General features: G+C 40.8%; 15 protein-coding genes. 13 read left to right on the forward strand and 2 right to left on the reverse strand.

Annotated elements, in window-relative coordinates; all coding sequences use genetic code 11:
• The first annotated feature begins 2 nt into the window (after nucleotides 1-2).
• The 3 genes from HZB59_11495 (at nucleotide 3) to HZB59_11505 (ending at nucleotide 3,818) form a co-directional block, all read left to right on the forward strand.
• Nucleotides 3-776 carry a hypothetical protein gene (locus tag HZB59_11495; GenBank protein ID MBI5022049.1) on the forward strand — a complete coding sequence of 258 codons (774 nt, stop codon included), beginning with the start codon at nucleotides 3-5 and terminating at the stop codon, nucleotides 774-776.
• 193 nt (nucleotides 777-969) lie between these two features.
• The gene (locus tag HZB59_11500; protein MBI5022050.1) at nucleotides 970-2,337 is read left to right on the forward strand and encodes an insulinase family protein; all 1,368 of its coding nucleotides are present in this window, start codon (nucleotides 970-972) and stop codon (nucleotides 2,335-2,337) included.
• A 2-nt stretch (nucleotides 2,338-2,339) separates the two neighbouring features.
• Nucleotides 2,340-3,818 (forward strand): insulinase family protein, encoded by a 1,479-nt coding sequence (locus tag HZB59_11505; protein ID MBI5022051.1) that lies wholly within the window; start codon nucleotides 2,340-2,342, stop codon nucleotides 3,816-3,818.
• Nucleotides 3,819-4,014: 196 nt separating this feature from the next.
• Here the strand turns inward: HZB59_11505 and HZB59_11510 are convergent, their stop codons facing one another.
• Nucleotides 4,015-5,073, reverse strand: a complete 1,059-nt coding sequence (locus tag HZB59_11510; GenBank protein MBI5022052.1) for a class I fructose-bisphosphate aldolase — start codon at nucleotides 5,071-5,073, stop codon at nucleotides 4,015-4,017.
• A 99-nt stretch (nucleotides 5,074-5,172) separates the two neighbouring features.
• On the opposite strand from HZB59_11510, the gene HZB59_11515 reads away from it, so the two are divergent.
• The 10 genes from HZB59_11515 to HZB59_11560 all read left to right on the forward strand — a co-directional run bounded on the left by HZB59_11515 (nucleotide 5,173) and on the right by HZB59_11560 (nucleotide 17,238).
• Nucleotides 5,173-5,997, forward strand: coding sequence for an HAD family hydrolase (locus HZB59_11515; GenBank protein ID MBI5022053.1), 825 nt, complete (start codon nucleotides 5,173-5,175; stop codon nucleotides 5,995-5,997).
• Nucleotides 5,978-7,498 carry a hypothetical protein gene (locus HZB59_11520; protein MBI5022054.1) on the forward strand — a complete coding sequence of 507 codons (1,521 nt, stop codon included), beginning with the start codon at nucleotides 5,978-5,980 and terminating at the stop codon, nucleotides 7,496-7,498. Before HZB59_11515 ends, HZB59_11520 begins: the two co-directional genes overlap by 20 nt.
• 25 nt (nucleotides 7,499-7,523) lie before the next feature.
• Nucleotides 7,524-8,513, forward strand: coding sequence for a Gfo/Idh/MocA family oxidoreductase (locus HZB59_11525; protein ID MBI5022055.1), 990 nt, complete (start codon nucleotides 7,524-7,526; stop codon nucleotides 8,511-8,513).
• A gap of 2 nt (nucleotides 8,514-8,515) precedes the next feature.
• Nucleotides 8,516-9,931, forward strand: coding sequence for an HD domain-containing protein (locus tag HZB59_11530; protein MBI5022056.1), 1,416 nt, complete (start codon nucleotides 8,516-8,518; stop codon nucleotides 9,929-9,931).
• A 115-nt stretch (nucleotides 9,932-10,046) separates the two neighbouring features.
• Nucleotides 10,047-11,390 carry a TolC family protein gene (locus tag HZB59_11535; protein MBI5022057.1) on the forward strand — a complete coding sequence of 448 codons (1,344 nt, stop codon included), beginning with the start codon at nucleotides 10,047-10,049 and terminating at the stop codon, nucleotides 11,388-11,390.
• 52 nt (nucleotides 11,391-11,442) lie between these two features.
• Complete coding sequence (locus HZB59_11540; protein MBI5022058.1) at nucleotides 11,443-12,699, forward strand: efflux RND transporter periplasmic adaptor subunit; 1,257 nt, start codon at nucleotides 11,443-11,445, stop codon at nucleotides 12,697-12,699.
• Between the two features lie 20 nt (nucleotides 12,700-12,719).
• Nucleotides 12,720-13,439 carry an ABC transporter ATP-binding protein gene (locus HZB59_11545; GenBank protein MBI5022059.1) on the forward strand — a complete coding sequence of 240 codons (720 nt, stop codon included), beginning with the start codon at nucleotides 12,720-12,722 and terminating at the stop codon, nucleotides 13,437-13,439.
• A gap of 2 nt (nucleotides 13,440-13,441) precedes the next feature.
• On the forward strand, nucleotides 13,442-14,665 hold the full coding sequence (locus HZB59_11550; GenBank protein ID MBI5022060.1) for an ABC transporter permease: 1,224 nt from the start codon (nucleotides 13,442-13,444) through the stop codon (nucleotides 14,663-14,665).
• A gap of 3 nt (nucleotides 14,666-14,668) precedes the next feature.
• Nucleotides 14,669-15,928: an ABC transporter permease gene (locus HZB59_11555; GenBank protein ID MBI5022061.1), complete on the forward strand. Its 1,260-nt coding sequence runs from the start codon at nucleotides 14,669-14,671 to the stop codon at nucleotides 15,926-15,928.
• Nucleotides 15,929-15,978: 50 nt separating this feature from the next.
• Nucleotides 15,979-17,238 (forward strand): ABC transporter permease, encoded by a 1,260-nt coding sequence (locus tag HZB59_11560; protein ID MBI5022062.1) that lies wholly within the window; start codon nucleotides 15,979-15,981, stop codon nucleotides 17,236-17,238.
• Between the two features lie 65 nt (nucleotides 17,239-17,303).
• Here the strand turns inward: HZB59_11560 and sulP are convergent, their stop codons facing one another.
• On the reverse strand, nucleotides 17,304-18,968 hold the full coding sequence (gene sulP / locus HZB59_11565) for a sulfate permease (GenBank protein ID MBI5022063.1): 1,665 nt from the start codon (nucleotides 18,966-18,968) through the stop codon (nucleotides 17,304-17,306).
• Nucleotides 18,969-19,342 lie beyond the last annotated feature (374 nt).

Below are 19,342 nucleotides of genomic sequence, written 5' to 3' on the forward strand. Positions count from 1 at the left end.
TTATGAATAGAATATTTACATTTGTATTTAGCTTTCTCTTTTATTTACAGGGTTGTTTTTATATTGGACAAGATAGATACGAAGATATAATCCAAGAACAATCTACCGATTGGTCAATAAGAGATGAACAGATTGTCATAATTTCTTCAATTGCTGATAATTTGTTAGATCATAACAGTCCCAATATTAAAGTATTTGCTACTCCGTATTATCCCTCTGTTGTACTTGCTCTCGAGGGTGTTGAACAAAGAATTAAGCATTTGCAGGATGATGAGTATCGCCGGAATGCCGATCGACTTTTAAAAGAGGCAGTCGGTTTATATATGGATTGGGAAAATTATAAATTTATGGATGCGAGGGGTAATTATGTCAGCGATATTACACAAATCGATTCGATGCAATTCCTAATAACATTTGAAAACCGTAGCTGGCCCTGTAATATTCCGGTTATGACTTCAATTAAATCTTTTGGAGGTGCGTTTGCTTACAGCACCGCTCCCATAGCCGGATTAGCAGATTGGCCCTGTTATATGCCTTACATAAAAGATTTAAATGATAGAATATTTTTGGTCAATGATGAGAATATGTTTATCAAACCACAATTTATTTGGGGTATCAGGAACAACATATTATCTCAGCCCGAAACTGTATTTGCCATGTTTCATTTTCGTAGAGGGGATCATCACTTTTTGAGCGGATCCAAAAAGATGTACCTCGTTATAAAAGGTTTTGAAAACGATATTAAACTTTCCTTTTCGCTTTCGATGATGAGGTAATTAACCAACCAAATATCGGGTATCTTCTAGTATTATGTGCGACTCACTTCCATTGAAGAACAAAACTTGTAAGTGAGTCGCACTTGAGATACCGGAGTTTTGCGTTCGGTTACTTGCTTAATATATCGGAATATCTTACTTTACTAACCAGATTTAAAAATCCCTCAAATAATTAATTAATATTGGAGTAAAAATGAGATTTAAGAATTTTTATCTATTGATTCTGATTCTGGCTTTGGTTCAATTCGGACAAAGTCAAATCAGTGTGAAGTATGAAAAATTTACTCTCCCGAACGGATTAACTGTTATCCTTCATGAAGACCACACAATACCGGTAGCAACTGCGAATATCTGGTATCATGTCGGATCTGGGAATGAAAAGCCCGGACGAACAGGATTTGCACATCTTTTCGAGCACCTTATGTTTATGGGATCGAAGAATGTTCCTGTTGGGAAATTCGATGAATGGCTTGAAGCCGCAGGCGGTGATAACAACGGCTCAACAACTACAGATAGAACTAACTATTGGGAAAACTTCCCGAACAGCGCGCTGGATCTTGCGCTTTTCCTTGAATCGGATCGGATGGGATATTTGGTTGATGCAATGTCACCTGAAAAAGTCGACGCCCAGCGTGATGTTGTAAAAAATGAACGAAGGCAATCGTACGAAAATCGTCCTTACGGAATGGCATCGATCATGATAAGTGAGAATCTTTTCTCCGCGGATCATCCGTATCACTGGCCCACGATAGGTTCGCAGGAAGATTTATCTGCGGCAAGTTTTCAGGATGTTGTAGATTTCTTTAAAAAATATTATGTCCCCAATAATGCAAGCTTGGTAATTGCAGGAGATATCGATCCTGTAAAAACAAAAGAGCAGGTAACTAAATGGTTCAGCGATGTCCCGATGGGAAAACCGGTTGTGCCTTTTGGCGTGCCGGTAGCATTTCTTCCTGAACCGAAGCGGTTAGTGTTGGAAGATAAAGTTCAACTGCCGAGATTATATCTAAACTGGATAACGCCGAAACATTTCGCGCCGGGCGATGCAGAACTTGATATTCTTGCTCAGGTTCTCGCCGGAGGAAAAAATTCCCGCATCTACAAACGTCTTGTGTACGACATGCAAATTGCTCAGGATGTAACGGCTTATCAGGATGCGAGCTTTTTGAATTCAACATTCTCCATAATTGTTACTGCTAGAAGCGGTATAAGTTTATCTCAAATCGAAAAAATTATCTGGGAAGAAATTAATAAAGTGAAAAACGAAGCCCCTGCACTCCGTGAGGTGCAACGTGCTGTGAACCAGTATGAAGCAAGTTTTCTTATGCGGATGGAACGTGTTGGCGGTTTCGGCGGCAAAGCAGATTTACTTAATGCTTACTTTGTGGAAACAGGCAACCCCGATTATTTCAACGAAGATATGTCGAGATATAAAGCGCTCACACCGGGCGATGTAAGCTCAGTCTGTTCTACATTCTTGCGGAATGACGGATATGTTTTATTAAGCGTAGTGCCGCAGGGTAAAAAGGAATTAGCCGCTGATGAGAAAGGAGCGAAGTAAAAATGAAAAAGTCAAAAGGAAAAAATAAAAAACTAACTTTGAATATTATTACCGGATTAGTGTTAGTTATGTTATTCGGGAGTTTTGTTTTCGCACAAATCCCGGATCGAAGCAAACCACCAGAATTAGGTCCGCCACCTTCATTAAAACTTCCGCCTATTCAGCATCTGAAACTTTCAAACGGTATTCCTGTTATGCTGATGGAAAAACGTCAGGTTCCGCTTGTACAAATTGAGCTGCTTGTGAAGGCAGGGTCGGTGAGCGATCCAAAAGGCAAAATCGGACTTGCGAGTTTAACTACCGCAATGATGGAAGAGGGCGCGGGCAGTCGTAATTCGCTTGAACTTGCTGATGCAATAGATTTCCTTGGCGCCAGCATTAATGCATTTTCAAGCTGGCACACGGCAGGTGTATCGATGTTTGCACCGTTGTCGAAATTGGATGAAGCGTTGCCGTTGTTCGGAGATGTCGCATTAAAACCGACATTCCCGGCTGAAGAGTTGGAGCGAAACAGGAAAGAACGTCTCACCACATTAATGCAGTGGCATGATGAGCCAAGGGCTATCGCATCTGTGCAGTTCGGCAGGACGATTTTCGGCGGAGATCATCCGTACGGTCGCGGTAATATGGGAAATGAGAAATCTATCCGTTCTTTTAAAGTTGATGATCTCAAGAAATTTCATCAAACATATTTCCGTTCCAATAATGCTCAGTTGATTGTCACGGGAGATGTAACTGCCTCCGATATAATTCCGAAACTTGAAGCGATATTCGGAAAGTGGGAAAGCGGTAATATTGAGAAACTTGATTTCCCCAAAGCCGAACAGGTAAGCGAACGGAAAATATATTTAATCGATAAACCGGGCGCGCCGCAATCAGAAATCCGTATCGGCAGAATTGGTGCTGAACGGATGACTGAAGATTTTTACGCGTTGCGGGTTATGAACACGATTCTTGGCGGTTCGTTCACCTCGCGTCTCAATAATAATTTACGTGAACAGCATGGTTACACTTATGGTGCAAGCTCGAATTTCGATTTCCGTATGTTCCCCGGACCATTTCTTGCAGGTTCCGCGGTTCACACGCAAAAAACCGACAGCGCTGTTATTGAATTCTTCAAAGAATTAAACCGGATTGCCGAGTTGATTCCCGATGAAGAATTGAATCGCGCGAAGAATTACATTGCATTGCGATATCCCGAAAATTTCCAAACAGTTGGGCAGATCGCAAACCAGCTTGCCGAAATTATCAGTTACGGTTTGACGGATGATTACTTCAATAACTACACAAAGAATATTCTATCAGTTACAAAAGAAGACGTTCAGCGTGTGGCGAAAAAGTATATTGACCCCACTAAGGTTGCGATCATATTAGTAGGTGATAGAAAGACAATCGAAAAACCTCTCGAGGCATTGAAGTTAGGAAAGATTGTAAACCTCACTATTCAGGATGTGTTGGGAAAACCACCAAAGGTTGAATAAATAAATTCTTATTGGTTAATGAAAGTGCAGTCCAAAAACGGACTGCACTTTTTATTTATTCTAGAGTCCTTTCTGAGGAAAGGACTCTACTCGGTCAAGAAGGTGTAGAGTTCGTTCCTTAGAACGAACTTATAGCTTAACAATTCGAAATTTCAAACAGTCGCTTTGTTACACATTGCTACTATCCAGCAGAATGTTATGCTACCGTAACATCTTTGCAAAGATAAACATCCTGAATTGCGTTGAGTATCTTCACACCTTCGTTCATCGGTCGCTGGAATGCTTTACGACCCGAAATTAATCCCATACCGCCCGCACGTTTATTGATGACCGCTGTGCGGACTGCATCTGCTAAATCGGATGCGCCTTTTGATTCACCACCTGAGTTTATCAATCCCATTCTGCCCATATAGCAATTCGCAACCTGATATCTGCACAAATCAATCGGGTGATCGGTTGTAAGGTCAGAGTAAACTTTGGGATGTGTTTTTCCGAACTTTAAAGCATTGTAACCGCCGTTGTTCTCTGGTAATTTTTGTTTGATAATATCGGCTTCGATTGTTACACCGAGATGGTTACCTTGTCCGGTAAGATCAGCGGAAACATGGTAATCTTTTTCTGGAGTTTTGAATGCAGGATTACGCAAATAACACCAGAGTATTGTTGCCATACCAAGTTCATGTGCCTGCTGGAATGCGAGACCAACTTCCTGAATTTGCCGCTTCGCTTCGGGTGAGCCGAAATAAATTGTGGCGCCAACCGAAACCGCACCCATATCGAATGCCTGCTTAACTCTGCCGAAAATTATCTGGTCGTGTGTATTTGGGTACGAAATAAATTCGTTATGATTGAGCTTAAGGATAAATGGAATTTTGTGCGCGTACTTTCTAGCGACTGCACCAAGTACACCAAGCGTTGATGCGACTGCATTGCAACCGCCCTCAATGGCGAGCTTTATGATATTTTCTGGATCGAAATAAATCGGATTCGGGGCGAATGATGCACCGGCAGAATGTTCAATTCCCTGATCAACGGGAAGGATAGACACATATCCGGTATGAGCAAGACGTCCCTGATGTATCATCCAATTTAAACTTTTTAGAACCGGTGTTGGTCTGTCTGAAAGCGCGAACACTCTGTCAACAGCATCGGCTCCGGGAAGGATGAGTGTCTCTTTTGGAATTCCTTTGCATTTATACTCAAGTAAATTCTTTGCATCGCTTCCTAGTAATTGTTCAATCTCATGTAAGTTCATAATCGCTCCGTTTAATAAAAATAGTGATACAAATTTAAATAAAATTCAAACCAATATAATAAAAATGATGGAAAAGAGAAAAAAAGAAACTGGTTAGTTATGAGTTATTTGTCCAATACAAATATCGCACATCTCTCATCTCTCATCTCAAATCGCACATCTAAACTTGAACATCCAATATCCGATATCATCCTTCATCCCCCTGTTACTCTTTGTTTCTCCATTCTCTTTTTGCTATATTTTACCACCATGAAGCATATTTCCTGCATTATTTTCGATCTCGACGGTACTTTAACCCAAACAAACGAGTTGATTTTTGCCACGTTCAACCATGTTACTCAAAAATATATTGGCAAAACCTACATGCCGGATGAGATCACAAAGATGTTCGGTCCCCCTGAAGAGATAGCGATTGAACGACTCATCGGCAAAGAACGGATTGATGAGGCGATGCATGATTTTTATTCGTTCTATGAAAAACATCATCCTCAAATGGTGAATGCGTACGATGGAATTCGTGAGACGCTTGACTATTTAAAATCTAAACATTTACGATTGGCGATCTTTACCGGAAAAGGGAAACGTAGTACACTTCTATCGCTTGATATGCTGGGAATAAAAAAATATTTTGATACGATCATAACCGGCAGCGATGTCGATAATCACAAACCTTCCGCAGAAGGAATAACAAAAGTGATGAAAGAATTCGGTCTTGCACCGCATCAGGTACTGATGGTCGGTGACGCGGTGGCTGATGTGAAAGCGGCGCATGAAGCAGGTGTGAAAATGGCAGCGGTCCTTTGGGATTCATACGGAAAAGATAAAGTTATGCAGATGGATGTGGATTTTATCTTCCACAATGTTCCTGAATTTTTTGGATGGTTGAAAAAATCATTAACCAATCATGCCGACACAAATGTATAACCGCCTGAATCGTATAGCAATTATTTTTGTGATAGCCGGAATAATTGCTGTTTTCTTTTTTAATGTGAAAGCCCATTTCACTTATACAGTTGACGACACATATATCTATCTCCAATATGCGAAAAATATGATAGCAGGGAATGGAATATGTTTTAACACTGATCAACCCACTTACGGTATCACCAGTCCGCTATGGCTTTTTATTATTACGATAGGTGGTTGGTTCGGATCAGATCTTTATCAAACTGCCAAGTGGATGGATATTGTCTTTGCATGCAGTTCGCTGATTGTTTTTTATCTATTATCTTTGCAAATAATAAAAGATAAAGCGATAGTGATTACATCTGTTATTGCTTTCTCTGTGAATGCCTGGTTTATGAGGTGGACAGGTAGCGGGATGGAAGCATCGTTAGCCGTATTATTAATCTTGTTGGCGGTGCTGTATTTTATTCGTATGAAATATTTCTTGTCGATTTTCTTCACAGCTCTTTTAACGCTCGTCAGGCCCGAAGGGGCTTTATTCACATTAATTATTTTTGTTGATATCCTCTTTTTAAAATCGGTAGAAATTAAAAAATGGATGTTGATTAAATTGGCGGGTATATTTCTCGGTGTCGTTATTCCGTGGGTAATCTATGCACGTTCGGTTTTTGGGACATTCATACCGAATACGATGCTCGGTAAAGTTGGCTTCAATTTTTCGCTCTCTAAAAGTTACGCAACATTTCTTGATGTCGCGCAAACTCTCGCAGTTACCGATGGAATTGTCATAGTTATCATCGCGGCATTTATCATGAAAGAATTGTTCGGGAAATCTAACGGAGAAAGGTATTCTATCGTTCATAAGTTTGTTTCCATATTTAAAAATAATTTTCTTTTGTTCGGCTGGAGTTTCACAATTTCATTGTTTTATATTTTATCCGATACAAATGTCGTGTCACGTTATCTTTTACTGATGATCCCGCTTCTTATTATTTATGGATTTTATTTTTTGTCTGAGTACCTGAAAGCAAAGTACATCGAGCGATATGTTTATTTGGGGATATTCATCCTGACAGCACTTGTGATGATGCAAAATCAAATATTTTATCATCGGGTTGTTCGTCCCGGAATCGAATCATTTTCAGCGGGTATGGAAAATTGCCTTATCCCGATCGGTAAGTGGCTGAAACAAAACACTGATTTAAGCTCGACAATTCTGGTTGGAGATGTTGGTGCAATCGGTTATTATTCCGATAGAAAGATTTACGATGTAGCCGGTTTGGTGTCTCCGGAATTTCTTCCTTTATTGAAAAAAGGATTAACTCCGTACGAAATTATAGAGAAAAATCAATATCAATCGTTGTGCAAGCCTGATTATATCGTTCACCGGTCGCCGCGACCCGAAATATTAAATAATGACAGATCGCTGATTGCAGTTGTGACAAAACCATTTTTTAAAATGGGATTGAACAACGATCAAATTATTTATTACACGATTTACAAAGTCAATAATCCGTAAAATCAAAAATTATTCTGAATAATAAATGAAACTTCCCATAGGAGTTATAGGCGTGGGTCATCTTGGCTCTCTGCATGCAAAGATGCTTGCGAACATACAAAACGCTGACCTGGTTGGTGTGCATGATTCGGACCACACTCGTGCCGAAAAGATAGCAGTTGATTATCATACAAAAACATTCACAAGCATCGATGATTTGCTGAACGACGTGAAGGCGGTTTGTATCGCAACGCCAACCACCGCGCATTTTGAAATTGCCCGGAAAGCAATCGCTAAACGTATTCATCTGTTTATCGAAAAACCGATAACCCATACAACAGAAGAAGCGGAAACTTTAGTGAAAGCTGCGATTGAAAACAATGTCAAGATTCAGGTCGGGCATATCGAGCGATTCAATCCTGCACTCCTTGCACTGGAAACCTATAAACTTAATCCGATGTTCATAGAATCACACCGGCTGGCGCAATTCAATCCGCGCGGTACTGATGTCGCGGTGGTTCTGGATTTAATGATTCACGATATCGATATAATACTGAGCCTGGTTCAATCACCGGTAGTTAAAATAGAGGCGAACGGTGTGGCAGTTGTCTCAAATCAGATTGATATTGCCAATGCGCGCCTACAATTCGAGAACGGATGTGTGGCGAATGTGACCGCAAGCCGTATTTCACAAAAGAAAATGAGGAAGATGAGATTGTTTCAGCGCGATGCTTATATTTCAATTGATTTTTCGGATGGAACCGCGGAAGTTTTTCGACTTGTTGATGAAAACGAGAAGGTCGAAAATATTGCGATGATGCTGGGACAAATAAATGCCGGCACAAAGAATAGGAATATCGTTTTTGAAAAACCCGAAATTAAAGAAGTGAATGCTTTAATGCATGAACTTCAATTGTTTGTTGACGCTGTCCAAAACGACGTTCAACCGGTTGTAACCGGCAAAGATGGATTACAAGCATTGAAGGTTGCTCACGATATAATAACAAAAATCAATCAGCAATCAATTTCTTTTTAATGATGAAAGAATCTTCAAAATATATTGAGATTGAAAATGAGATGTTGAAGCAGATCGGATCAATAGCCGATGAGCTTCAGATAGAAGCGTATGCTGTGGGTGGTTTTGTCAGAGATAAAATATTAGGCAAAGAAGTAAAAGATATAGACATTGTCGTGATTGGGGATGGAATTGCTTTCGCAAAAGAGGTGGCTAAAAAAATCAATCAAAAAAATGTTGTAACGTATGAAAATTTTGGCACAGCCATGCTTCCGTTGGAGGGTGGAAAGATTGAATTCGTTGGGGCGCGTGAAGAAAGTTACGCGAGAGATTCAAGGAAACCGATTGTAACAAAGGCATCTCTGCTGACCGATCTTTCACGCCGAGATTTTACGGTGAACACGTTAGCCGCATCTATTAATAGTGATGCATTCGGTGAACTGAGCGATCCTTTCGATGGTATTGTCGATTTAAAAAATAAAATTCTTCGGACACCGTTGGTACCGGAAAAAACATTCGATGATGATCCGCTGAGAATGATGCGGGCGATAAGATTCGCCTCCCAACTGAACTTCAGCATCGAGCCGAACGCGTACAAGGCAATCCGCGAAATGGCTCCAAGAATATCAATTGTATCTATGGAGCGGGTTTCGGATGAATTTTTTAAAATAATGGCATCACCAAAACCGTCTATCGGATTAAAATTATTTCAGGAAACCGGATTAGCAAAATATATTTTTCCTGAACTAGTAGATATGGTTGGCATCGATCAGAGGAAAGATTATCATCATAAAGATGTTTTTCTCCATACCATGAAAGTTGTCGATAGTCTCAGTCAATTTACAGAAAAAGTATGGCTCAGATTTGTAGGATTGGTTCACGATATCGCTAAGCCAAGGACGAAAGCATTCAAGGATGGAATCGGGTGGACTTTCCACGGGCATGAAGAAATTGGCGCGCGGATGATGAAACCGCTCTTTAGAAGAATGAGATTACCTCTGGATAAATTGTCTTATGTTGAAAAGTTAGTGCGATTGCATTTGCGTCCGATGGTTTTAGTGAGTGAAGAAGTCACTGATTCCGCTATCAGACGCGTTATGTTTGAAGCCGGACAGGATATCGATGATCTGATGTTGCTGTGCCGTGCCGATATTACTTCTCAAAATCCGCAACGAGTTTCAAAGTATTTGCAAAATTACGATCACGTGCTCGCGAAAATGAAAGAGGTTGAAGAGAAAGACCAGATTCGAAACTGGCAGCCGCCGGTTAAGGGTGACGAAATTATGCAAGTTTGCGGAATTAAACCCGGACCGATTGTAGGTGTCTTAAAAACAAAGATTGAAGATGCCATCATTGAAGGTGAAATTCCAAACGAACATAGTTCTGCATTGGCTTATCTATTAAAAATAAAAGATGAAATTATAAAGAATTATTCATAATTTTGGATAGTTTTTCAATAAACATGTAACTTTTAAATAATCAAATCGTTAAAGAGGGGTAGTTTAAATTGAGCCCCGTTTTAAGCTCAAATCTATTAAATCAAGGAGTCACGAGATGAAATTCGTCTATTCAGCAATTATTACACTCATATTTTCAACGGTTATTTTTGCGCAAGAGCCCGTAACACTATCGCTCGATAAAACAGTAGAACTTGCATTCATGAATAACGCATCAATTATTCAAGCACGAAATGATGTTGATGCAGCAAGTAGTGGAATGCTGGCAGCATATGGAAGTTATCTTCCATCGATCTCTCTTTCAGGGGGATGGAATAGATCCCAGAACGATCAGGCTGCAGGCGAACGTTCTTATCAAGGGCTAGTCCAAACTTTTCCAGCTACATTTTCAGTTCGAAATAGTTTTTCCACAGGTATCAACGCGAGATATACGATATTTGACGGGCTAAAGCGTGAATCGAATTTTACGCGCGCTTCCGCATCAGCCAAATCGTCCGAATATATATCGAATAGAATGAAACAAACGATCCGCTTTCAGGTCGGATCGGCTTATCTGAATGTGCTCAGACTAGATCAATTGGTTAAGGTCTCTGAGGAAAATTTAAAGAAAGATAATCGGCAATTAGAGCGAATCACAGAGTCGAACCGTATTGGCGCTCTTTCATTGGCAGATGTATATCGTCAACAATCTCAAGTTGCTGCAGATGAATTAAGTGTCATTAACGCTCAAAACAATTATGATAAAGCGAAAGCAGATCTTGTCGCATTGATTGGATTAGATATGACGAAGAAATACGAATTTATTGATCCGGGTATGTCTACCAATATTGATCAGGCTGAACTTAACGATGTGCAAACAAAAATTTCAAATATCGATGAGTACACGAAACGGGCTATCTCATCACGTCCGGATTATTTAGCTATGAGCGAAAATCTTAGTTCATCGGAAGCAGGCGTGACATCAGCATGGGGTGGATATTTACCGAGTGTTTCTGCGTCAGCATCATACGATATTGGAGCTACTGAATTTTCTAAAATGAAAGATAATAAAACAATCAGTTGGGGAATTGGTTTGAATTGGAATATTTTTGACGGATTCCTTACCAATCAATCTATTCAAACAGCTACCGTGAACAAAAAAAATACTGAGGTACAATTGAAACAAGCAGAGCGCGAGATTATTGTGGAGATTCAAAAAGTTCTTCTTGATCTCGAAGCTGCCAAGAAACAAGTGGAGGTAAGTCAGAAAGGTGTAAAATCTGCATCTGAAGACAGTAGAATTGCAGAGGAGCGATATAATCTCGGAGCTGGTACGCTTCTGGATCTATTGACGGCAAACGCCGGTCTTGTTAATGCGCAGGCGAACAACATCAACGCGGTTTATTTTTACATCACCGCGAAACGTAATTTAGAATATGTATTAGGTGAAAGAAAAGAATAAAAGATAAATTTTAATTTCTGAGCAAACTGCTCACATCAGAAGGATTTAATATATGGCAAATAATAAAAAATCAAAAAAGAAAATAATTATCTTCTCGATCATAGGTGTTTTACTGATCGTTGTAACACTCCTTATTGTTCTGGGCACTAAGCGAGAGCAAGTCTTTACAGTACAGACAGAAAAGGTTGCCAAGCGTACTATAACACAGACTGTAACCGCGACCGGAAAGATTTATCCTGAAGTGCAAGTAATTATCACACCGGAAGTAAGCGGTGAAATTATAACTCTACCGATGAAAGAGGGTACGAAAGTAAACAGAGGGGATCTGTTATTAAAAATAAAGCCCGATATTTATCTTGCAATGAGAGACCAAGCATTATCAGGAGTCGCTTCTGCCAAAGCGCGGTTGCAGCAAGTTGAAGCAGAGTACAAACGCTCACAGGAATTATCCGCCAAAGGATTGATATCTGCATCGGAGCTTGAACAATCTAAAATGTCGTTCGAGGTTGCCAAGGCACAATTCGAACAAGCCGACGCGCAATTGAAACAATCGAATGAAAGTTTATCTAAGACCTCAATATATTCGCCGATGGTCGGCACAATATCCGATTTGAAAGTTGAGCTCGGTGAACGCGTTCTTGGAACGAGTCAATTCCAGGGGACGACGGTGATGACTGTTGCCGATCTCTCGAGAATGGAAGCTCGGGTTGATGTTGGCGAGAACGACATCATACTAATTTCGATTGGTGATACGGCACGGATTGAAGTGGATGCGATTCAGAATAAAAAGTTAGTAGGTATTGTATATGAAATTGGAAATTCAGCGAAAACCAAAGGACTTGGTACACAGGAAGAAGTAACAAATTTTGAAGTAAAGATAAGAATCTTGGATAAAGATGTAATTCTGCGCCCCGGAATGTCGATGACTGCGACTGTGGAAACTGAGACTAAGAAAAACGTACTCACCGTTCCTATTCAAAGCGTAACTACACGTACCATGGATAAGAGTAAAGAGAAGAAGCCGGCAGAAGAGGGTGAAGATATGGCGGCTGCCGATTCGCGAATTAAGCAGAAGACAGAAAAAGTTAAAGAAATCGTCTTCATAGCCGATAATAATGTCGCGAAAGCTGTTGAAGTGAAGCGTGGAATTTCTGATGATTCATATACCGAAATTGTATCCGGATTGGAAGAGAATAAAGAAGTGGTGTCGGGAAGTTACAAAGCTATAAATCGAGAGCTTGAAGAAGGCGTAAAGATAAAAATCGATAACGTCAAAAAGAAATCCTCTAAAGATGGTGAAACAAAATAAAGAAGAAAAAGGGAACATGAATGAATAACTCTGTTGTAATAAATCTTAAAGAGATAAAAAAAAGCTATGACATGGGCGGGGCTGAAGAAGTGCAAGCCCTTCGCGGTGTATCGGTTGAAATACATAAAAATGAATACGTCGCGATTATGGGACCTTCAGGTTCCGGAAAATCAACATTGATGAATATAATCGGATGTTTAGACACACCATCATCCGGACTGTATGAATTTAACGGTGTGAATGTAAGTGAGATGAATGATAACCAGCTTGCCAAAGTTCGGAATAAAGAAATCGGTTTCGTATTTCAAACATTCAATCTTCTCGCCCGTTCTGATGCGCTTCATAATGTTGAACTCCCGCTGATTTACGCCGGTGTTACCTCGGGAGAGCGGAAACGATTGGCTCGTGAAGCGTTAAATCATGTTGGATTGGGAGACCGGGTTCATCATAAACCGAACGAATTATCGGGTGGACAACGCCAGCGTGTTGCAGTGGCTCGAGCATTGGTTAATAAACCCTCGATTTTACTGGCAGATGAACCAACAGGTAACCTTGATTCAAAAACAGGTGACGAAATAATGATATTGTTCGAGGAACTTCATCGCCAGGGTAATACAATAATCCTCGTAACCCATGAAGAGTATATCGCGGAACATGCTCATCGAATAATCAGGGTTCGAGACGGCATGGTGGAACTCGATGAAAAAGTAGCCAGACGTAAAACTCCTACAACGGTATAACAATGCATTTTCTTTTTGAAGTAAAAGAAGGATTGATAATCGCATTCAGGGCGATCAGAGCGAACAAAATGCGCTCTGTTCTTACAACGCTCGGTATTATCATCGGCATAGTATCGGTAACAATGATGGCAACCGCTATCGAGGGTGTGGATAGGGCATTTGAAAAAAGTGCATCGGCATTCGGTTCAAAGGTTCTCTACATTCAAAAATTTCCGTGGGTTCAACACGACGACTGGTGGAAATATAGAAACCGCCGCGATATGAAACTCGAATACAGCGAGGCAATCGATCAACAAGCCACGCTCGTTGATGCTGTTGCGCCCTCCGTTGTTACATTGAAAGATTCACGATTCGGATCGCGTACCATGCTGAGCTCATTCATTACAGGTACAACTCATCAGTATCAAGATGCATCAGGAACAACGATTCAGGATGGAAGATTTTTTTCTCAGGAAGAGTCTGATGGTGGCAGACCGGTTTGCATCATTGGCGCTAACGTTGCCGAAACGCTTTTCCCATCCATCGACCCGATTGATCAGGTAGTTAAAGTAGGTGGTTTCCCGTACAAAGTTTTAGCGGTACTCGAGAAACAAGGGGGTCTTTTCGGTACATTCACTGCCGATAACAGAATATTTGTTCCGATAAATTCTTTCATGAATCAATTCGGTTCGCGACGCGATGTTTTAATCAGCGCGCGTGTAGCCGCCGGCGTTGATATTGAGGAAGCAAAAGAGGAGCTGCGCGGAATAATGCGTAAAGTGCGTCACCTTACACCCGGACAGGAAGATGATTTTAATATCAATGAACAAGAAATGCTCACGCAGGTTTTCGGCGCGATAACAGCAGTCATAGCAGGTATAGGGTTCTTTATTACAGGTCTATCGCTTTTTGTCGGCGGCATAGGCATCATGAATATAATGTACGTTTCGGTTACGGAACGCACGAAAGAAATTGGAATCCGCAAAGCTATCGGCGCGCGCAGACGAACTATATTAATGCAATTTCTCGTTGAAGCTGCTGTTATTTGTTTGATTGGCGGCTTGATCGGTTTAGCGATCGCGTATCCACTAAGTTTGATTGCCGATCAGATTCTTCCAACTGCCATGCCGGTTTCAGTAGTTGCTATTGCACTGTTGGTATCTCTCCTTGTCGGTGTTATATCAGGGTTCCTGCCTGCCTATAAAGCATCTAAATTAGATCCTGTAGATGCATTGCGATACGAGTGATTAATGACTGCCGCTCTGGAAACATTTTTACACGAGGTCAGAGAGAGTTTGTCGATGGCGCTCATCGCTATCCGAACGAATAAACTTCGGTCGATCTTAACTCTCCTCGGAATTGCGGTCGGTGTCTTTTCAATTATCGGTGTAATGACGGCGATGGGAGTTCTCATTACCAGCATTCAAGATGGGATGACATTTCTTGGCGCGAATACGTTTCAAGTGCAAAGAACGTCACCCATGATGGGTGGTGATATCAAAGAGCAGATTAAGATGATGAACCGAAGACTTATATCCTATGAGCAAGCTCTCAAGGTGAAAGAATCTGCTTCACTCGCAAAAGCTGTTGGAATATTTTGCTATCTCCAATCGCCAAAGGTTGTGGTTGCAGAAGATGGCAAAAAAACCAATCCGAGTGTTAGCGTCTCAGGACGGGAGATTGAAAGCTTTTTGGCGAATAACTGGACTATAGATAATGGTCGGCTATTCAGTCAGAGTGAATTGAATTCAGGTAGTTATGTGGCGATTCTAGGTCCCGATGTAGTAAAAAAACTTTATCCCAAGAGTGACCCGATAGGCCAGAATATCAGGGTCGATGGACACAAATATCAGGTAATTGGAACGGTGCAGTCCAGAGGATCGGTTCTTGGAGGTGGAGAAGAGTCGTATGTTCTTATTCCCCTTAATACATTTTTTAGCATCTACGGGAAGAATCAGGAATTTTCTTTTAAAGTTCAAGCCGACGCGTTAGCAATCGATGATTGTATGGAACAAGTAAGAGGCATACTTCGAACCGCCCGCCACGTTCCTCCCGGTGCAGAGGATGATTTCGCAATCGTTTCAAATGATTCGTTGATTACTCAATTCGGTGAGTTTACAAAATATCTTCGGTTTGGAATAATAATCGTTAGCAGCATCGCTCTCTTTGCCGCAGGTGTGGGTATCATGAATATCATGCTCGTTTCTGTTACAGAACGAACGCGTGAAATTGGAATTCGAAAAGCCGTAGGCGCTAAGAGAAATAATATCATGATTCAATTTATACTCGAAGCAATTTTGATAAGCGAGATTGGAGGGATCATTGGAATAATTCTTGGAATCTTAGTTGGTAATATACTTGCAGTAACAATGGGTACGACCGCCGTGATACCGATCGATTGGGTATTAATAGGATTTCTTACTTGCAGCGTGGTTGGAATTGTTTTTGGGGTTTATCCCGCGTGGAAAGCTGCAAATCTTGATCCGATAGAATCACTGCGGTATGAGTGATCAAATGAAAACGGATTATCATTTTTAATTTTGAATTTTGCATTGAATATATGAGTCAGGCAGTAGAAACTATAATACACGAAATTAGAGAAAGTTTGATAATGGCGCTTGTTGCTCTAAAAACAAACAAGCTTCGGTCAACACTTACTCTTCTAGGAATTGCGGTCGGAGTGTTCTCGATAATCGGAGTTATGACAGGTATGGCAGTGCTGATCAACAGTATCGAGAACGGTATGAGTCAGCTTGGCGCGAATACATTTCAGGTACAGCGGATGCCTAATTTCCAATCAGGTAATCCGGCTGAACGTGCCAAACTTCGGAATCGAAAATTCATTAAATACGAACAGGCGCTGAAAGTAAAAGAGAATTCAACATTTGCTGCGGCTGTTGGTATAGAAGCATGGACATTCGGTAAAACCGCCGTGGGACCTGATGGAAAAAAATCGAATCCCGATATCCAGATCGCGGGCGAAGACATAGAAGGATTTATTACTAACAACTGGACAATCGGTGAAGGAAGGTTATTCACTCAGGATGAATTTAACTCCGGTAGAAATGTTGCAGTCCTTGGAAAACAAATTATCGATAAAATTTTTCCGAGAACCGATCCCGTCGGACAAACAATACGCGTTGATGGTCATGAATATTATGTCATCGGCACTATCGAACCTAAAGGTGGAATGCTCGGTGGAAATCAGGATAATTTTATTGTTATTCCTCTTAATTATTTCTTTAATATTTACGGTAAAGAACGCGATGTTCATCTAATGGTGCAATCATATTCAAGGGAAACATTTGATGATTGTATCGAGCAGACGAGAGGAATACTGCGCACCGCACGGCAGGTGAACCCCGGAGATGAAGATGATTTTTATATCTTCTCCAACGACTCGATGATCGAACAATTCAATGATTTCACCAAATATCTTCGACTTGGAATAATGCTTGTCAGCGCGATTGCACTCCTTGCGGCGGGTGTTGGTATCATGAATATAATGCTTGTTTCCGTTACCGAGCGAACACGCGAAATCGGAATTCGTAAAGCGATAGGCGCGAAAAAAACAAATATACTTTCGCAATTCATTCTCGAAGCTATAGTCATAAGCGAGTTGGGCGGAATGTTAGGAATTATGCTCGGCATTATTGTTGGAAATCTAGTCGCCATAACATTGGAAGTCCCGGCAGTGATACCGTGGGATTGGGTGGGGATCGGTTTCGGGAGTTGTTCTCTGATCGGAATTACATTCGGTGTCTATCCTGCTTGGAAGGCATCAAACCTAGACCCGATCGAATCGTTAAGGTATGAATAGGTGAAATTTCGAATCTCGAAATCCGAAATTCTGGACAGTAAAACCATTATTTATTTGAACTGAGATTACTTTTTCAGTGAATCATTGTGACTTAAAACTTCAACTCTCTTAAGAGCTTCATCCAGATTGCCGCAAACATTATCTTCACCCAACCTATCTATGATTCCAGCTTGTACCATAGCAAAAAGCGGTTGCTTGTGTACTCCGGAAATAATAAAATTTGTCTTTTGATTTTTTAATTGGATGCAAAGCTCTTCCAATGCGTGAAGCCCTGTAGCATCTATGGCAAGCAGGTTGCTTGTCTCAAGTATCAGCGCTTTCGGTTTTTTCTCTAATGAGCGCATAGATTCGGTGAATTGATCAACCGCTCCGAAGAATAACGTACCGTAAACTTCAAATACTTCAACATCGTGCGGTATTTTGCGAACAGTTTGTAGAGATTCTTCTTCTTCTCGTTCTTCTTTCAGATCTCTCGTTATCGCATTCACCTGACTTACTTCCGACATCCTTTTCATGAAAAGTAATGCTGCCAATACAATTCCAACTTCTATAGCGACTGTCAAATCGATGATCACTGTTAATGCAAAGGTTACAAGCATCACTGCGATATCTCCTCGCGGACTTCGGAGTATTTTAATGAATGACCGCCATTCACTCATATTATACGAAACCACAATCAGTATAGCCGCTAATGTTGGCATCGGTATCATTGCCGCCCAACTGCCGAAGCAAAGCATTATCAAAAATAAGGTAATCGCGTGAACAATTCCTGCTATCGGTGTGCGCCCGCCATTTTTAATGTTTGTGGCAGTGCGAGCAATTGCACCGGTTGCCGGAAGTCCGCCGAACAATGGCGATACAATATTTGCCGCTCCCTGAGCAATTAATTCCATATTGGAACGGTGGCGTGAGCGAATCATTCCATCGGCAACTACTGCCGAAAGCAAACTCTCGATTGCTCCCAAAAGTGCAATCGTGATAGCTGGAGATACTAAGTCGGTAATTGTTTGCCATGATACCTGCGGAATTCTGGGTGCAGGTATTGTGTTCGGTACACCGCCGAATCTGCTTCCTATTGTTTCAACAGGAATCTGTGCCAACTGCACAACTGTTGTTGCGACAATTATTGCAATCAGTGTCCCGGGAATTCTTCGTGTTACCCTCGACCAAAGAAGAATAATTAAAAGGGAACCAATGCCAACAAGTAAAGTATTTAAATCGAATGTATTAAACTTTTGCCCGTACGCAATCCATTTATCTATAAAATCGACAGGGAGGTTCTCAATCTTTATGCCGAAAAAATCTTTTACCTGCGACGAAAATATAATTAAAGCGATACCGCTTGTAAAACCGACTGTGAGTGGATAGGGGATGAACTTAAGAAGTGTTCCTAATTTTGCGAGTCCCATTATGATTAAAAATACGCCAGCCATAATTGTGGCGATTACAAGTCCGTCGTATCCATATTTTTGTATGATGCCATAAACTATAACAATAAATGCTCCGGTTGGACCCGCAATTTGCACACGGCTTCCACCGAAGGCTGAAACAATAAATCCAGCAATAACCGCTGTGTACAGCCCTTGTTCCGGTTTTGCACCCGAGGCGATGGCGAACGCGATAGCAAGTGGTAAAGCTACAATGCCGACAATAATTCCCGCCACCAGATCGGAGTAAAATTGATTTTTCGTGTAACCATCACGAAGAATTTTAAATAACTTTGGTTCTATCCGTTTATGCAAGTCGATTTTTCCTTTTCAGGCAGATTATGTTTTCAAACTCAGCCGGAAAATATATTTATTGTGAAAGATTATTTTAATACAATGTAGTTATTCAAAATCAAATCTACAAGAGGAAGGATGCTGGCCGTATAATACTAATGAAGTGTGTCGCGAATGTCTGGAGGATAACTGAATGATTCGTGTTTATCGTATGAATCTATAATTTCATTTATCTTTATTCACCTTTTTTAAAGCTTTACCAAAATATTTCGTTGTACATTCCGGACAGATACCGTGCGTAAAAGTAGCATCAGAGTGTTCGATTATATATTTTTCTAATTGATTCCAATATCCCTTATCGTCGCGTATTTTCTCGCATGAAG

The sequence above is a fragment of the Ignavibacteriales bacterium genome, assembly GCA_016214905.1.
In the GTDB taxonomy this organism is placed as follows: domain Bacteria; phylum Bacteroidota; class Ignavibacteria; order UBA10030; family SZUA-254; genus PNNN01.

Bases quoted from the DNA above. Each gene is read 5' to 3' on its own strand.
- HZB59_11520 (MBI5022054.1), top strand. From the start codon at position 5,978: ATGCCGACACAAATGTATAACCGCCTGAATCGTATAGCAATTATTTTT.
- HZB59_11535 (MBI5022057.1), top strand. From the start codon at position 10,047: ATGAAATTCGTCTATTCAGCAATTATTACACTCATATTTTCAACGGTT.
- HZB59_11500 (MBI5022050.1), top strand. From the start codon at position 970: ATGAGATTTAAGAATTTTTATCTATTGATTCTGATTCTGGCTTTGGTT.
- HZB59_11550 (MBI5022060.1), top strand. From the start codon at position 13,442: ATGCATTTTCTTTTTGAAGTAAAAGAAGGATTGATAATCGCATTCAGG.
- HZB59_11510 (MBI5022052.1), bottom strand. From the start codon at position 5,073: ATGAACTTACATGAGATTGAACAATTACTAGGAAGCGATGCAAAGAAT.
- HZB59_11515 (MBI5022053.1), top strand. From the start codon at position 5,173: ATGAGTTATTTGTCCAATACAAATATCGCACATCTCTCATCTCTCATC.
- HZB59_11545 (MBI5022059.1), top strand. From the start codon at position 12,720: ATGAATAACTCTGTTGTAATAAATCTTAAAGAGATAAAAAAAAGCTAT.
- HZB59_11530 (MBI5022056.1), top strand. From the start codon at position 8,516: ATGAAAGAATCTTCAAAATATATTGAGATTGAAAATGAGATGTTGAAG.
- HZB59_11555 (MBI5022061.1), top strand. From the start codon at position 14,669: ATGACTGCCGCTCTGGAAACATTTTTACACGAGGTCAGAGAGAGTTTG.
- HZB59_11525 (MBI5022055.1), top strand. From the start codon at position 7,524: ATGAAACTTCCCATAGGAGTTATAGGCGTGGGTCATCTTGGCTCTCTG.
- HZB59_11505 (MBI5022051.1), top strand. From the start codon at position 2,340: ATGAAAAAGTCAAAAGGAAAAAATAAAAAACTAACTTTGAATATTATT.
- HZB59_11495 (MBI5022049.1), top strand. From the start codon at position 3: ATGAATAGAATATTTACATTTGTATTTAGCTTTCTCTTTTATTTACAG.
- HZB59_11560 (MBI5022062.1), top strand. From the start codon at position 15,979: ATGAGTCAGGCAGTAGAAACTATAATACACGAAATTAGAGAAAGTTTG.
- HZB59_11540 (MBI5022058.1), top strand. From the start codon at position 11,443: ATGGCAAATAATAAAAAATCAAAAAAGAAAATAATTATCTTCTCGATC.